Origin of the sequence: Corynebacterium sp. HMSC055D05 (assembly GCF_001810365.1) — a bacterium.
Taxonomy (GTDB): domain Bacteria; phylum Actinomycetota; class Actinomycetes; order Mycobacteriales; family Mycobacteriaceae; genus Corynebacterium; species Corynebacterium coyleae.
Window position 1 is genome coordinate 1 of sequence record NZ_KV801078.1, and the last position, 14,383, is coordinate 14,383.

Annotated in this window: 15 protein-coding genes; 4 read left to right on the top strand and 11 right to left on the bottom strand. The window is 62.4% G+C overall.

Features of this window, described 5'->3' with window-relative positions:
* Window positions 1–335: 335 nt before the first annotated feature.
* Both HMPREF2734_RS08490 and HMPREF2734_RS08495 read right to left on the bottom strand, forming a co-directional pair.
* Window positions 336–587 (bottom strand): hypothetical protein, encoded by a 252-nt coding sequence (locus HMPREF2734_RS08490; protein ID WP_070570476.1) that lies wholly within the window; start codon window positions 585–587, stop codon window positions 336–338.
* Window positions 587–1,207, bottom strand: coding sequence for a sigma-70 family RNA polymerase sigma factor (locus HMPREF2734_RS08495; RefSeq protein ID WP_070422863.1), 621 nt, complete (start codon window positions 1,205–1,207; stop codon window positions 587–589). The genes HMPREF2734_RS08490 and HMPREF2734_RS08495 overlap by 1 nt, the downstream gene beginning before the upstream one ends.
* A 34-nt stretch (window positions 1,208–1,241) precedes the next feature.
* Between HMPREF2734_RS08495 and ybaK the strand changes: the two genes are divergently transcribed.
* Window positions 1,242–1,706: a Cys-tRNA(Pro) deacylase gene (gene ybaK, locus HMPREF2734_RS08500; protein WP_070422862.1), complete on the top strand. Its 465-nt coding sequence runs from the start codon at window positions 1,242–1,244 to the stop codon at window positions 1,704–1,706.
* A gap of 7 nt (window positions 1,707–1,713) precedes the next feature.
* Here the strand turns inward: ybaK and HMPREF2734_RS08505 are convergent, their stop codons facing one another.
* Complete coding sequence (locus tag HMPREF2734_RS08505) at window positions 1,714–2,370, bottom strand: SOS response-associated peptidase (RefSeq protein WP_070570478.1); 657 nt, start codon at window positions 2,368–2,370, stop codon at window positions 1,714–1,716.
* A gap of 13 nt (window positions 2,371–2,383) precedes the next feature.
* Between HMPREF2734_RS08505 and aroA the strand changes: the two genes are divergently transcribed.
* Both aroA and rsgA read left to right on the top strand, forming a co-directional pair.
* Window positions 2,384–3,664: a 3-phosphoshikimate 1-carboxyvinyltransferase gene (aroA, locus tag HMPREF2734_RS08510; protein WP_141750464.1), complete on the top strand. Its 1,281-nt coding sequence runs from the start codon at window positions 2,384–2,386 to the stop codon at window positions 3,662–3,664.
* Window positions 3,664–4,689, top strand: a complete 1,026-nt coding sequence (gene rsgA, locus HMPREF2734_RS08515; RefSeq protein WP_070422861.1) for a ribosome small subunit-dependent GTPase A — start codon at window positions 3,664–3,666, stop codon at window positions 4,687–4,689. Before aroA ends, rsgA begins: the two co-directional genes overlap by 1 nt.
* Here the strand turns inward: rsgA and HMPREF2734_RS08520 are convergent.
* Window positions 4,663–5,157: a DUF6912 family protein gene (locus tag HMPREF2734_RS08520; RefSeq protein WP_180950030.1), complete on the bottom strand. Its 495-nt coding sequence runs from the start codon at window positions 5,155–5,157 to the stop codon at window positions 4,663–4,665. The genes rsgA and HMPREF2734_RS08520 overlap by 27 nt on opposite strands.
* On the bottom strand, window positions 5,157–5,570 hold the full coding sequence (locus tag HMPREF2734_RS08525) for an HAD-IA family hydrolase (RefSeq protein ID WP_070422860.1): 414 nt from the start codon (window positions 5,568–5,570) through the stop codon (window positions 5,157–5,159). Before HMPREF2734_RS08525 ends, HMPREF2734_RS08520 begins: the two co-directional genes overlap by 1 nt.
* A gap of 153 nt (window positions 5,571–5,723) precedes the next feature.
* Here HMPREF2734_RS08525 and HMPREF2734_RS08530 point away from each other — a divergent pair, with 153 nt between their 5' ends.
* Window positions 5,724–6,239: a hypothetical protein gene (locus HMPREF2734_RS08530; protein WP_070422859.1), complete on the top strand. Its 516-nt coding sequence runs from the start codon at window positions 5,724–5,726 to the stop codon at window positions 6,237–6,239.
* Window positions 6,240–6,302: 63 nt separating this feature from the next.
* Here the strand turns inward: HMPREF2734_RS08530 and secA are convergent, their stop codons facing one another.
* The 6 genes from secA to mtrB all read right to left on the bottom strand — a co-directional run bounded on the left by secA (window position 6,303) and on the right by mtrB (window position 14,346).
* Complete coding sequence (gene secA, locus HMPREF2734_RS08535) at window positions 6,303–8,870, bottom strand: preprotein translocase subunit SecA (protein ID WP_070422858.1); 2,568 nt, start codon at window positions 8,868–8,870, stop codon at window positions 6,303–6,305.
* Window positions 8,871–9,027: 157 nt separating this feature from the next.
* Window positions 9,028–9,747, bottom strand: a complete 720-nt coding sequence (gene hpf, locus HMPREF2734_RS08540) for a ribosome hibernation-promoting factor, HPF/YfiA family (RefSeq protein WP_070449563.1) — start codon at window positions 9,745–9,747, stop codon at window positions 9,028–9,030.
* A 137-nt stretch (window positions 9,748–9,884) separates the two neighbouring features.
* Window positions 9,885–10,280, bottom strand: coding sequence for a hypothetical protein (locus tag HMPREF2734_RS08545; protein ID WP_070570482.1), 396 nt, complete (start codon window positions 10,278–10,280; stop codon window positions 9,885–9,887).
* A 48-nt stretch (window positions 10,281–10,328) separates the two neighbouring features.
* Complete coding sequence (locus HMPREF2734_RS08550) at window positions 10,329–10,946, bottom strand: ComF family protein (protein ID WP_070570484.1); 618 nt, start codon at window positions 10,944–10,946, stop codon at window positions 10,329–10,331.
* 11 nt (window positions 10,947–10,957) lie between these two features.
* A complete protein-coding gene (locus HMPREF2734_RS08555; RefSeq protein ID WP_070570485.1) occupies window positions 10,958–12,682 on the bottom strand; it encodes an LpqB family beta-propeller domain-containing protein in 1,725 nt (574 codons plus the stop codon).
* Window positions 12,679–14,346, bottom strand: coding sequence for an MtrAB system histidine kinase MtrB (gene mtrB / locus HMPREF2734_RS08560; protein ID WP_371326169.1), 1,668 nt, complete (start codon window positions 14,344–14,346; stop codon window positions 12,679–12,681). The genes HMPREF2734_RS08555 and mtrB overlap by 4 nt, the downstream gene beginning before the upstream one ends.
* Window positions 14,347–14,383: the final 37 nt, after the last annotated feature.

Genomic DNA, 14,383 nt, shown 5'->3' on the forward strand with positions numbered 1-14,383 from the left:
GTGACGTGCGGATTGTTCAGCAATCCGCACCACCCACTTACCCCCGGAAATTACCCCCGTTTTCCGAGCGCACACGCAACAACAGCCTTCAAGACACGAAAACACCGTGTTTCAACCCCACGAACACACCAGTCCACCACCCCAACGCTCATCGTCTAGCTCCCTGAAACACCAGCTAGACGATCAGCCCCATAACGACAAACAACCCCAACACCACCAGGGCAAACACAGAGACCAAAACGAGATCGTCTAGCAGCATCACAAGCCCAGCTAGACGATGAGAAAGGCCGCAACAACCAGCCCCCGAACTCCCCCTAAAACCCCCTAAAAGCGCCCTAGTGCCACGTGACTTCGGTGTAGGAGATGGTGGTGATGATGCGCTCGCGCAGCGGCTCAGGAGCCTTTGTCGGTTTGCAGCAATCCCGCACGATCGCACGCACGGCCCGCTCAGACTCGGCAATACTGCGACACTCCGGACATTGCGCGATCTCGGAGGTGATTTCCTCGCGGCGCTGTGGGGAAGTTTCTTCGTCGAAAAGTTCGCACAGCAGGCGGTATGTCGCTTCGCATCCGTGTCCCGTAGCCATTACTTCTCCTTCGCCGCAGTGTCGGTGTCCTGCATGTCCGCGTGGTCGAGGCCAATGCCTCGTTCCTTCGCCACGTCTTTCAACATGCCGCGCAGTTGTTTTCTTCCACGGTGCAGTCGGCTCATGACAGTGCCCATGGGGATGTCCAGCACATCGGCGATTTCCTTGTACGCCAGCCCTTCAACGTCGGCGTAGTAGACCACCATGCGGTAGTCCTCGTTCAACGCGTTGAGCGCCTCGGAGATCCGCGAGTTCGGCATTGCCTTGAGCGCTTCAACCTCGGCGGATTCCAGTCCCGTCGAGTCGTGCGAGCTCGAGGAGTACAACTGGTAATCCGTCACTTCGTCCGCGGAGGTTTCCAGCGGCCGGCGCTGTTTCTTGCGGTACGAGTTGATGTAGGTGTTGGTCATGATCCGGTACAGCCACGCCTTGAGATTGGTACCGGGCGTGAAGCTGTCGAAGTTTTTGTACGCCTTGAGGTAGGTCTCTTGCACCAGGTCTTCGGCGTCTTGCGGGTTGCGGGTCATGCGCAGGGCTCCGCCGTAGAGTTGGTCGAGCAGCGGCATGGCTTCTTCGGCGAAGCGTGCCTTTGCTTCTTGATCAAGCTCGGTTTCGGGCATGCTCGCTATTGTAGGTCAGCGCTAAAATCGCCCCATGGCTGCTAAGACTCGCGCACTGAGCGCCCTTTCTCAAACCCCTCATGAGGTGCTCGAATACACCCCGAGCAAGGATCATTTCGGCGCACATTCTGCTGCTGAGTTGGGCCGTGACCCCCACACGGTGCTGAAGACTTTGGTGATCCATCACGAACGCGACATGGCGATCTGTTGCGTGCCCGTCGCCGGCCACCTTTCGCTCAAGGCGGCGGCGAAAGCGCTGGGTTGGAAGCGTGCGGAGATGACCGATCCTGCTCAGGCGCAGCGTGCGACCGGCTATGTCGTGGGCGGGATCTCCCCGCTGGGCACCACCAAGCGCATGCCTACGCTTATCGACGACTCCGTCGCCGACCTCGAAACCATCACCGTCTCCGCCGGCCAACGGGGCCTTTCTATTGCGCTGTCGCCTACCGACCTGGCGGAGCTGACCAACGCGAAGTTCGCGCCTATCGGGACTGAATAGCCCTGGACTAGCCCGAGATCAACTCCGCGTAGTCGTTGCGCACGTTGCCTACTTCCTTTGCGGCCTCGTTCCACTGCAACGTGTCGGCCACGCGCGAGGGGTGCACGAGTTCTAGTGCTTCCTCTGGGGTGCCGTCGACCCACTGGCGGATTTCATCGTCACACAGAAAGAGCGGTAGGCGGTGGTGGAGCCAGGCCATGTTGTCGGTCGCGTCGGTGGTGATCATGGTGGTGGATAGCCGGTCCAGCCCGGTCTCCCACAGTGCCGCCGCGTACAGCAAGCCCTCTGCGGGGCGCACGTAGTAGGGCTGCTTGCCGGATTCGGTGTGCTTCCACTCGTAGTAGCCGTCGAGCACCATCAGCCCGCGCCGCGCTTTGAACGCGCTGCGGAACGAGGGCTTCTCCGCCACCGTCTCTCCGCGTGCGTTGAACAGAGGCATGCCGGTGTCGTCTTTCTTCCAGGTTGGGAGGAGGCCCCAGCGGGCGGCGTCGATACGCGCAGTCTGCTCTGCGACCCGGATGAGCGGCACCTGGTTTGTCGGCGCGATGTTGTAGCGCGGCGGTGGGGTGCCGTCGGGCGCTTCGACATGGTTGATGCCGGGCAGGGTGGCTACCTCGGAGAGGAGCTCGTCGCCAGTAGTGAAAAGAACGAATCGTCCGCACATGCGCTCCATTATTATGACGTTCATGACGAACATGTGGCCTGCACCGTTCCATCCGACCCCGATCACCCACACGCAGCGGGTGCCGGGGTCAAAGTCCATGACTAACCGCGCCTACGTGCTGGCGGCACTTGCCGCTGGTCCGTCGACGATGACTGGGGCGCTGCGCTCGCGCGATACGGATCTTATGGAGGCCGCACTGGCGTCCATGGGCACCGGCTTCGAGCACGACCGCGACGTCATCCGTGTGACCCCGGGCGAGTTGCGCGGCGCGGAGGTTGATTGCGGTCTTGCTGGCACCGTGATGCGGTTTGTGCCGCCGGTTGCGGCGTTTGCGCAGGGGCCTGTGCTTTTCGACGGCGACCCCCACGCCCGCAACCGCCCCATCGCGGTTATCCTCGACGCCCTTCGCACCCTCGGCGTGTCCGTTGCGGGTGACGGGATGCCGTTTACCGTCCACGGCACCGGCAAGGCTGACGGCGGCCCGGTAGAGATCGACGCCTCCGGCTCCTCCCAGTTCGTATCGGGCCTGCTTCTGTCTGCGCCCCGGTTCGAGCGTGGCGTGTCCATCCGCCACACGGGTGGCATGTTGCCGTCGATGCCGCACATTGAGATGACGGTGGCCATGCTCGCAGAGGCTGGCGTGAAGGTCACCGCTACCCGTGACACCTGGGACGTTGCCCCGCAGCCGATCCGCGACACTAACTGGGTGATCGAGCCCGACCTGTCCAACGCAGCACCCTTCCTCGCCGCGGCAGCTGTCACTGGCGGCGAGGTGCGCATCCCGAACTGGCCGCTGCGCACCACCCAGCCGGGTGCGGTGATCCGAACCGTCTTGGAACGCATGGGCTGCGAGGTCGAACTCATCGCAGACGGCGCCACCCAGACCCTGCGCGTGCGCGGCCCGAAGCCTGGCACCTTAAAGGGCATTCGACTCGACATGAGCGACATCGGCGAGTTGGCCCCCACCGTCGCCGCCATCGCGGCGTGTGCCTCCACCCCGAGCGAGCTGACCGGCATTGCGCACCTGCGTGGCCACGAGACGGATCGCCTGGCGGCGCTGACCAACGAGATCAACAACGTCGGCGGCAACTGCGAGGAACTCGGCGACGGCCTGCGTATCACTCCGACCGAGATGCATGGCGGGACGTGGCGTTCCTACGACGATCACCGCATGGCCACCGCCGGCGCCATCATCGGTCTGGTTGTGGAGGGCGTCCAGGTGGAAAACATTGCAACCACCGCGAAGACGCTTCCTGGGTTTGAGGACATGTGGTTGGAGATGGTTTCCAAGTAATGCGCCGCAAGTTTTCCGATTACGACGAATCCGACGTCCGCGTCCGCCCCGGCAAGGGCTCACGGCCACGCTCGAAGAACCGCCCGTCGCACGATAATGCCAAGTTCGGTTTGGTCGTGGCGAAGGATCGTGGGCGTTGGGGCGTCGTGCTTGACGACGACGCCACGCGCCTGCAATGCACCCGCGCCCGGGACTTAAAGCGCACCTCGATCGAGGTCGGCGACCGTGTCGGCGTCGTCGGTGACACCTCCGGCGCGAAGGACACGCTGGCGCGCATTGTGAAGCGCGAGGAGCGTTCCTCTGTCCTGCGCCGCACGGCTGACGATACGGACCCGTACGAGCGCATCATCGTCGCCAACGCTGAGCTGTTGCTCATCGTGGTTGCCGCCGCCGATCCCCCACCGCGTACCGGGTTTGTGGAGCGCGCCTTAGTCGCCGCGTTTGTCGGCGGCGTGACCCCGGTGGTGTGCGTGACCAAGTCTGATTTGGCCGACCCTACCGATTTCGAGCGTGAACTCGCCGACCTTGGTGTGGAGGTGCTGCGCACCGGCGTCGACGACGACATCGCGGAACTGCTCACACACATCCACGACCGCGTTTCTGCGCTGATCGGCCATTCCGGAGTGGGCAAATCCACCCTGGTCAACCGCATCGTCCCGGACGCGGACCGCGAAACTGGCGAGGTCTCCGGCGTGGGCAAGGGCCGCCACACCTCCACCCAGTCCGTGGCGCTGGAGGTACCCGGCGGTGGCTGGATTATCGACACCCCCGGTATCCGCTCCTTCGGCCTCGCACACGTCGCCCCGGAACAAATCGTGCAGGTCTTCCCCGATCTCGCCGAGGCCGCCGAAGGCTGCTCCCGCGGCTGCACCCACTTGGGTCCGCCTGCGGACCCGGAGTGTGCCTGGGACACGCTCGACGCCGAATCCCCTATCGGGCGCCGCGCGCTGGCTGTGCGCCACCTGCTGGAGGCTCTACACAGCAATAACGAGTGGGAGTTAAAGCAGCTCGAGGAGGAACGCTAACTCGTCTGGGTGATAGAACGCCATGTAGTTGTCTTGGGCGTCGCCGACGGTCAGCTCCGCGTCTTCGTCGCCAAGATCCGCGGCATCGACCACCTCGATGGCCTTCGCGGTGGCTTCTTCGGATTCCTTGATGTCCACGTGGATCGCCGCGACGTCCTCAAGATTCACCGGGCCGGACAGTTTCACCACAGACTCGCCCATATCGGGTGCTTCGGTCGCGTCCACGTCCACGGAGATGACCACTCGGCGGTGCGGGAAGCGCTCCTCGTCCCCAATGGCGAGCAAGCGTAGCGACGCCAACGCCGCGTCATCGAACGCCACATCTTCGATCTCTTCGAGATCGCCCGAGGTGAAGAATTCCTGCAACGCCTTCGTCGCAGAAAAACCCCACCCGCTGCGCGCATGCAACAGACCGTTGTCCTGCAGCGCTTGCAGCATGCCAAAGGTTGCCGGGATGTAGACGCGCACTAGAACTCGCCCTCAATGTCGAACAGGGACTGGATCTCTACCGCAGTGCGGTCCAGCGCGGTGTGCAGGATGCCAATGAGGTTGTATTCCACTGCGGCGCGGATGTTCATGATGTCATCGTCGATCATCACGCACTCGTTCATGTCCAGGCCGATCGCGTCGGCTGCCGCCTGGAACGCTGCACGCTCCGGTTTTTCCACACCGATCTCGCCGGAGAGCACAACCGCGTCGACAACGCCCTTGAACTCCCACTCGCGGATCGCGTCCGCAATCTCGCCCTCAGCTGCCTCGTTGGACAGGATGGCCACGGAGACGTCCTTCTTCTTGGCTTCCTCGATGAGGGTCTTCCAGCGGCTCTGGTCTTCAGCGCCCGTGTCCAGCACACCTGCGTAGTCGATGATCAAACCCTGCACTTCGGCCTTCTTTCGTTAGCTTTCGTTAGCTGCGTATTTCGCGTACGTGATGCGTATTTTAGTGCGCACACTCTTTATTTCATTGCGCCAATCGTGAACAATGATACCTACCCCGCGCCGCGCCCACCCCCTCCCGTGACGGAGGATTCCCACATGCCCGCAACCAGGTACTACAGCGTTCCCGGCCACCAGCACATTCAACTCCTCGCACCTGAGCGCCGCACGCCCGCGCCGAAACCGGCGCCGTCGGTGCTCGAGCCGGACGTGGCGCTCAGCGCCACACCACAGACCAATCAACGCGTCGACCCTCTCGTGCGCCAGGCCATCAGTGCTGCGTTCGGAGGCTACGACCCGACTGTGATGACAGCCTCGCGGTTCAGTACGTCGGTGCGCACACACATCCGTGCGTATCGACGAGCCCAGCTCCAACTCCGCGCCCACACCCGCAACACCGCAGTCCTGCCCACCCAGCACGTCCGGGTGATCACCTGCCACTCTGGTGAGGCCGGCGAGTTCTACGGCACCGTGGAGAAAGGCGGGCGACGCCTCGCCTTTGCCGCGAAGATGGCGGACGGCAAACTGCAGTCGTTCAAAATACTGGAGCCGCCTGCGCGCAACACGTCGCAGACGGCTCCTCACGCCCTCACCAGGGCGTTGCCCTCAGTGTGAGACCGCACTGGCCCAAACAGTGGCCCCAAACAGTGGCCCCAAACAGTGGGTTCAGCGGCGGTTTTAGACGGTGGCGGTGCCGCCGTCAGTCTCGCCCTCAGCAGCCTGGGCTGGCTGGGTCTCAAACTGCTTACGCATGGCAAACAGCTGGCGCACGGTCTCTTCCTGGATCGCCTCGTTCATGGCGTTGAACATGTCGCCACCCTCCTTCTGGTACTCCACCAGCGGGTCGCGCTGCGCCATCGCACGCAGGCCAATACCTTCCTTGAGGTAGTCCATCTCGTAGAGGTGCTCGCGCCACTTCGTATCGATGATCGGCAGGATCACCATGCGTTCCAGGTTGCGCATCTGCTCTTCGCCGCCGATCGCAGAGATGTTCTCTTCGAGGTTGTCGTAGAGGGCGTTGGCGTCGTCGAGAAGCGCCTGGCGCAACTGTGCCGAGGTCAGCTCACCCGGGCGACCGTACTCGTCACCATCGATGAGTTCCTGCGGCGTCACGGACGGGCCGTACAGGGACTCGAGTGCGTGCCAGAGTTCCTCGAGGTTCCAGTCCTCCACGTAGCCTTCCGCGGTCTCCGCATCGACGTACGCAGTGATGGTGGACTCGATCATGCGACGCACCTGGTCCTTGATGTCCTTCGACGCCAGGATCTCCTGACGCTCGCCGTAGACCACCTTGCGCTGCTCGTTGAGCACCTCGTCGTACTTGAGCACGTTCTTACGCATCTCAAAGTTCTGGTTCTCAACCTGCGACTGTGCGCCCTTGATGGCGTTGGACACCATCTTCGCCTCGATCGGTACATCGTCCGGAACGTTGAGGCGGTTCATCATGTTCTCCATGGTCTGACCCACGAAGCGAACCATCAACTCATCGCGCATGGACAGGTAGAAACGGGTCTCGCCCGGGTCACCCTGACGGCCGGAACGGCCACGGAGCTGGTTGTCGATACGGCGCGACTCGTGACGCTCCGTACCAATGACGTACAGGCCGCCGGCCTCACGGACTTCATCACCAAGCTTCTTGGAACGTTCCTTCGCCTTCGGCAGTTGATCGTTCCACGCCTCCTGGTAGCGCTCCTCGTCCTCAAACGGGTCGAGGCCCTGCTCCTGCAACTTCGCATCCAAGAGAATTTCCGGGTTGCCACCCAGCACGATATCGGTACCGCGACCAGCCATGTTGGTGGAAACGGTCACCTTGCCCGGCAGACCAGCCTCAGCGATGATGCGGCCTTCTTCCTCGTGGTGCTTCGCGTTGAGCACGTTGTGGGCAACACCCTTGCGGGTCAGCAGCTGCGACAGGTACTCGGAACGCTCCACCGAGGTGGTACCGACCAGCACCGGCTGGCCCTTCTCCGCGTGCTCCGCAATGTCCTCCGCAACGGCCGCGAACTTTGCTTCCTGCGTCTTGTAGATCAGGTCGTCGCGGTCCACGCGCTGGTTCGGACGGTTCGGCGGGATCTGCACAACGTCCATCTTGTAAATCTGGTGCAGCTCGGCCGCCTCAGTCTCAGCGGTACCGGTCATACCCGAGAGCTTGTCGTACAGGCGGAAGTAGTTCTGCAGGGTAACGGTGGCCAGCGTCTGGTTCTCGTTCTTGATCTCCACCTGCTCCTTGGCCTCAATGGCCTGGTGCATGCCCTCATTGTAGCGACGGCCAGCGAGCACACGGCCGGTGAAACCGTCCACGATCATGACCTCACCCTGACGGATGATGTAGTCCTTATCGCGCTCGAAGAGCTCCTTGGCCTTGATCGCGTTGTTGAGGTAGCTCACCAACTGGGAGTGCTCAGGCGCGTACAGGTTGTCAATGCCCAACTGGTCCTCGACGTACTCCACGCCCTCCTCGGAAATACCGACGGTGCGCTTGCGGTGATCCACCTCGTAGTGGATGCCCTCACGCATACGCGGCGCAAGCTGTGCGAACACCGAGTAGAACTGGCTGGACCCATCGACCGGGCCGGAGATGATCAGTGGGGTACGGGCTTCGTCGATAAGAATCGAGTCAACCTCATCCACAATCGCAAAGTTGTGGCCACGCTGCACAATTTCGTTGACCGAACGCGTCATGTTGTCACGCAAGTAGTCAAAGCCCAACTCGTTGTTGGTGCCGTAGGTGATGTCAGCGTCGTACGCCTTCTTGCGCTCCGCCGGACGCATCTCCGACAGAATCACGCCCACCTCCAGGCCAAGGAAGTGGTGCACACGACCCATCATCTCGGCGTCACGCTTAGCCAGGTAATCGTTCACGGTGACCACGTGCACGCCCTTGCCGGACAGCGCGTTGAGGTACGCCGGCAGCACCGACGTCAGCGTCTTGCCTTCACCGGTCTTCATCTCAGCGACGTTGCCGAAGTGCAGTGCGGCACCACCCATGATCTGCACCTTGTAGTGCTTCTGTCCCAGCACGCGCCACGACGCCTCACGGGCAGTCGCGAACGCGTCGAGCAAAATGTCGTCGAGGCTCGCGCCGTCGGCGATGCGCTGCTTGAACTCGGCGGTCTTCGCCTTAAGTTCCTCATCGGTCAGCGCCGCGTATTCATCGTCCAGGGCCATGACCTGGTCAGCGATCTTCGCCAGGCGCTTGACGGTACGCCCCTCACCGGCGCGGAGCAGCTTCGACAGTCCAAACACGTGAGAAAATCCTTTACTACTGGAGTAGGCAGGGCCAAGGTGTAACAACCCGCCATTGTACGCACGCCCACGTTGCAGAGAACAACCCGGCGTTGCTAATCGACGACAAAACCCGCCCGGCCCCTTTCACAGGACCGTGCGGGTAACAGCGCAAGCGCTACTTCTCGCCTGCTTCGGCTTCCGCCTCATCAGCCAGTTCGATCAAACCGTAATCAAACGCGTGACGGCGGTAGACCACAGCCGGACGGTTCGTCTCCTCGTTGATGAAGAGGTAGAAATCGTGTCCAACCAGCTCCATCTCGCTGAGCGCATCATCCACGCTACGTGGAGCGTTGGAGTGCACCTTGGTACGAACGACCTGACCCGGGGTCAGATCCTCAACCTGATCCTCGTACGGGTCAACATCGTACGGCCCCTGCGCAGCAGCCTCGCGAGCCTGCGCTGCCTTCTGCTCAGCCTCAAGCTCAGCGGCCAGCTTGCCGGCGCCCTTCGGTGCACGGTGGCCAGACATCGGAGTGGTGCGACGAGCCTTGACCTTGCGCAGCGAACGCTCCAGCTTTGCCACTGCGGCATCCAAGGCGTTGTAGAAGGTGTCTTCCTTCGCCTCAGCGCGTGCGAGGTGGCCCGAGCCAGTTGCGGTGATCTGGATGCGTTCCGCTTCCTGTTCACGACGCGGATTCGGCTCATGCTTGAGCTCAACGTGGAAGGAATTCAGAGTCGGATCGAGCTTCGCAATCTTTGCCAACTTGCCGCTTACGCGTTCCTGGAAGTGCTCCGGAACCTCAACGTTGCGGCCGGTGATGGTCAACGCCACATCGGGTCCGAGACCCTCCCCCTGTGCGCCACCCTGTACGGCATTCTGGTCTGCAGAAGTCATGTGCTTCCTCCCTGTGGGTAGTAGGAACTGTGTCCATCACCACTATACAACTGGTTATGACCAATACACGGGGGTTCTCAAAATGTTCGCTATGAGCTTACTGAGAGCTACGCTGCCAAGTGCTGAGCAGCGGATGCTTAGCTGCGGGTGCTCTGCTTCACGTTTGCACCGAGACCTTCAGCGATGGTCTGGCAGGTGCCCTCATCAGTGTTATCGCAGCGGCCAACCCAGTTCTCGCCGACAATGACTTCCTTTGCGTACGGGAACTGCTCCTCCATGAGGTAGCGCGCATAATCCTCAGGCGTGCCGTCGAGCTTGAATTTGATCTGGCCCTTTTCCTTCTGCATGCACACGCCCTCTTCCTGCTTCAACTCCTGCCAGTTGGTGCAGTCGAAGTCCGTGCCGGCGAGGGCGTCACGGATTTCGGAGACCTCCTGAACACGGGCCTCATGAAGTGGGGTGATCTCTGCAGTCGAGCAACCGACCAACGCGAAAACCGGGGCACACACGAGTGGAAGAAGACGCAATTTCATTCCTGTGACCCTACTGGACACCTGCAAAAACACATATTTGGCCTGCGGTTACGCTGCGCACACGGTCACGCACGCACTCACGTCAACCCCGTGGGCGAGCAGCACGGACACACTGGCCTGGAGGGTTGCGCCGGTGGTTACGACGTCGTCGATAAGAACCACGGGACCTGCAGGGATGGCGGCAAGCCGTACTGCTCCGGACAGGTTTGCGCGGCGCGAGGACTCGTCAAGGTTCGACTGATCGGCAGCGCTGGCGTCGAGTAGCAACGCGGGTGCGACACTGCGCTGGGTGGCGCGGCAGATAGCTTCCACGGGGTCGCCGCCGCGGGCGCGTGCCGAGGACACCTTCGTCGGTGCGGGAACCAGCACCGCGCCGACTGCGATATCGCCGCGCGCCTCCAAGTAGTCCAGCCCGGCGTTGAGTACCGCACCGACGTGGCGACGCACGGCAAGGTGGTTACGTTCCTTCATTGCCAACACCACCCCACGGTGCGCACCCGCATAGGCACCTAGTGCGAACACCGGCACCATCGGTGTGGTGTTGGGAAACACGCGCTGCGGCGGGTGCGCCAACTCCATCCGGCAGGTGGCGCACAACAGCGGCCCCGGCACGCCGCATCCGGCGCACTTGCGCGGTAGCAGCAACTCCCCGATATCCCCCAGCATCCCTGACTCCCCTACCGCGCGATGATCGGTAGCGCGCGCATACCTTCCAGACCTGGCACCTCACGCCAGATGGGGTTATCCGCACCTGAGGCCGGCACTTGCAATACAGCATTGACGTCAGTGACGTAGAGCATGCTTGGCGACGCCGCCACTGCCACCACCGGAGCCGAAATATTGCCCGCCGACAACGCGGTCATAGACGAGCCGTCCTGCTCCACACGCAGCACTGGCGACGGGGCGGAGGTACCGACGATGAGTGAACCATCCGCACGCCACTCGGCGGATACGACACTGCCTCCGAGCTCGTGGGCGTACTCGAGCACATTGACAATAGAGCGTTCGCCGGAAGCGCCACGCTGGACAATGCCCGTGTAGAGCTTTCCGTCGATCACCATGACCACGCGGTTGCCGCTGCGCGACAGGCGCAGCACAGAAATGTTGCCGTCCACGCCTTCTGGCAGGTCGACGTGCACCTCGCCGGTGGACAATTCGCCACTGGCTGCGGATTGGACTGTGCGCAGGATCCGCTTGCCGTCTGCAACCGACCACACCGCCGCCGCGTTCGCTTCGAAGCTCGGGCGTGTGAATGTACGCGCCCGCATAACCTCTTCCTCGCGGGCACCGAATTTGCCCACGCGAAGCACATCGTCCTTGTCATCGTCTGGTTTGCCGAAGACAGCAGCCCATTGGCCACCCTTGGCCAGGTCGGCTGAAGTGATCTGGCCAGAGCTGCCGAGGCTGCCGTCGACGGCCTGGGTGGTGCGGCCGTCGACACGCAAAATGCGCCCATCAATGAGTGCGTAGAGTTTGTTCTCACCTGCGGTTTCAACCAGCGGGCTCTCGTCGACAAAGTCATCGGTGGCGAGCTCCACTGCTCCCTCAATGAGCGGACTGCCGTCAGCCTCAAGGCGGTACGGGCCAGTAATCCCCGCAGTAGCGAGCGTCCACACCACCTGCGCAGCAAAGCGCGCACGCTCTTCTGCATCCACCTCGCCGAAGCCACTGAACGTAAACGCGCCGTCTTTGAACCCCGTATAGGCCACTTTCGACGGCAACGCATTGGGCAACGCTGGACGCAGACGCTCCGCAGGGCCCTCCATAAGCAACCCGATTAAGTCACCCGCCAGGGCCTCGCGACGCGAGTGAACCCAACGGCGGTCGGTGACCAACTCACGGTCGTCGGCATCAAAGAAGTACAGGTTATACGGCTGATACTGGTTACGCAGCTCAGTTCGCTCCATGACCACACCCGCGGGTAGCGACGAAATACGCCACTGCCCATCGATCATGTCCAGCTCGATTTCTGCCTCGTATTTGCCGCGCTCCGGAGCAAACGATCCCCCAGTGCGCACCGCACCAACCACATTGCCGTGAACCGCAAAGCGACGCTTCCCTGCCGAGGCCCCCGGCAGCGTAGTCACGCCGAAGCTGTCCACGATCAGCTTCTGCCCGCTTGGATCCCACGCCTGGGCAGCGCTCTCCGTCAGGTAAGCACGCGCCATTTCGTAGTCGCCGTCCGGAATCGCCGATGCTGCGTAGAACCCACGCAGCAGCAAGTCTGGCTCCTCATCCTCCGCGGGACCAGCATCCGGCGTCGGAGACTCCGCCGGCGTAAACGGACGCAGCACGTGAGGTGCCGAGTTGGTCGGCAGCGTTGCACCCCCCGACAGCAGGGACATCGCAGTCAACGTGGCCACGGCCGACAGCGCCAACGATGCAGCTTTATTCGTCCTCATCGATGTTCCTCCTGGACTTCAGGCTGCGGATCCGGTGCTACTGCACCAGCAGCTCCGCCGGCAGCTCCGCCAGCAGCGCCGGTACCGGCCCCGCTATCGGTGGAGAGGTCCACTCCCCTGCTGGCGTCAGCTTCGGCATCTCCTGCTTCCTTGGCGGCAACAGGCGCCCTTTGGATCTCGGCAGCATTCTGTCCCGGCGCGACCAAGTCCAACGGGGCGACGTTGATTTTCGCCCCGACTTCTCTCGGCAGCACCAGGCGGAATTGGGAACCCACGCCGTGCGTGCCAGCGGCGTCGAGGATGCCGCCGTGCAATAGCGCATCCTCGCGCGCAATAGCCAGGCCCAGGCCGGTGCCGCCCGAGTGGCGCTTGCGGGACTTGTCCGCGCGCCAGAAGCGGTTGAACACTAACTCGTCTTGGCCTTCCTTCAGCCCAACACCGCGGTCGGTGACGGTGATTGCCACGGCCTCGTCGTTGGAACGCATCACAACCTTCACCGGGTTGCCCTCCGAGTGGTCGATGGCGTTGGCCACCAGGTTGCGCACGATGCGCTCGATACGCCGTGGGTCACCCTCGATCGTCTGTGGTTCCTCCGGGATGTCAAAGTCGACTTCCACATCCAACTCGTCGGCAAGGTGCTGGGTTTGCTGCCATGCAGACTCCACCGGCCCGCGAGCATCCATGCTGGTGGTGGAGAGTTCGGCCACGCCGGCGTCGTGACGCGAAATCTCCAGCAAATCATTGAGCAGCGCCTCGAAGCGGTCAAGTTCCTTGATCATCAACTGGGAAGCGCGCTTGGTCGACGGTTCGAGCGAATCCTCGTTCGCGGCGATCATGTCTGCGGCCATACGCACCGTAGTCAGCGGCGTGCGCAACTCGTGGGAGACATCGGAGGTGAACTGGCGCTGAAGGTCACCGTATTCCTCCAGGTTGTTGATCTGCTTAGACAGCGTGTCCGCCATGTTGTTGAAGGACATGGCCAGCACTGCCATTTCGTCTTCGCCATCGACCGGCATGCGCTCGCGCAGGTGACCGGACGCGAAACGCTGGGCAGTTCTCGACGCCGAGCGCACCGGCGCCACAATCTGCTGCGACGCAAGCCACGCAATGCCCATCAAAAGCACCACGACGATCACCGCAGCGATAGCCAAAATGCCACGCATCAGTGCAACGGTGGTGGTTTCGCTCTCCATATTCATGACCAGGTAGAGCTGCAGATTCGGGATATCCGCATTCGTTGGCGTACCGACGATTAACGCGTCATACAACGTCGCATCCGGCCGTTCCACAGTGGCGAATTGGTAGGCCACATTTCCGTCGTTGACGAACTGCGCTAAGCGCTCTGGGATCTGGTACGACTCCGGCGACGAGGTCACCACCCCGCCACCGCTTTCCGCCACCAGGACCGGCTCGTAAAAGCTCGACGTGTCCGAGTGTTCCTGTGCGCGCTGGGTCAAACCTGCACGGGCTGAGTTCAAGCGCGCCTGCAGCGAGGCGGAACTGCCGCTGTTGTCCAGCTGGTATTCGACGGTGGCGCGTGCGCGCTCGATCTCCACACTCGCGGTTTCCAGCTTCGCCTCGGTGATGCGGCTAGTGACCACCGACGCCAGCACAAACCCAAGCACGGACATCACGATTGCGGACACGATAAGTACCGTGCCCACGAACCTCACCTGCAACGAGGTCGACCATGCGTGCGCT

Bases quoted from the DNA above. Each gene is read 5' to 3' on its own strand.
- HMPREF2734_RS08550 (WP_070570484.1), bottom strand. From the start codon at position 10,946: ATGCTGGGGGATATCGGGGAGTTGCTGCTACCGCGCAAGTGCGCCGGA.
- HMPREF2734_RS08555 (WP_070570485.1), bottom strand. From the start codon at position 12,682: ATGAGGACGAATAAAGCTGCATCGTTGGCGCTGTCGGCCGTGGCCACG.
- HMPREF2734_RS08495 (WP_070422863.1), bottom strand. From the start codon at position 1,207: ATGCCCGAAACCGAGCTTGATCAAGAAGCAAAGGCACGCTTCGCCGAA.
- HMPREF2734_RS08505 (WP_070570478.1), bottom strand. From the start codon at position 2,370: ATGTGCGGACGATTCGTTCTTTTCACTACTGGCGACGAGCTCCTCTCC.
- HMPREF2734_RS08490 (WP_070570476.1), bottom strand. From the start codon at position 587: ATGGCTACGGGACACGGATGCGAAGCGACATACCGCCTGCTGTGCGAA.
- ybaK (WP_070422862.1), top strand. From the start codon at position 1,242: ATGGCTGCTAAGACTCGCGCACTGAGCGCCCTTTCTCAAACCCCTCAT.
- hpf (WP_070449563.1), bottom strand. From the start codon at position 9,747: ATGACTTCTGCAGACCAGAATGCCGTACAGGGTGGCGCACAGGGGGAG.
- HMPREF2734_RS08545 (WP_070570482.1), bottom strand. From the start codon at position 10,280: ATGAAATTGCGTCTTCTTCCACTCGTGTGTGCCCCGGTTTTCGCGTTG.
- aroA (WP_141750464.1), top strand. From the start codon at position 2,384: ATGACGTTCATGACGAACATGTGGCCTGCACCGTTCCATCCGACCCCG.
- HMPREF2734_RS08530 (WP_070422859.1), top strand. From the start codon at position 5,724: ATGCCCGCAACCAGGTACTACAGCGTTCCCGGCCACCAGCACATTCAA.
- rsgA (WP_070422861.1), top strand. From the start codon at position 3,664: ATGCGCCGCAAGTTTTCCGATTACGACGAATCCGACGTCCGCGTCCGC.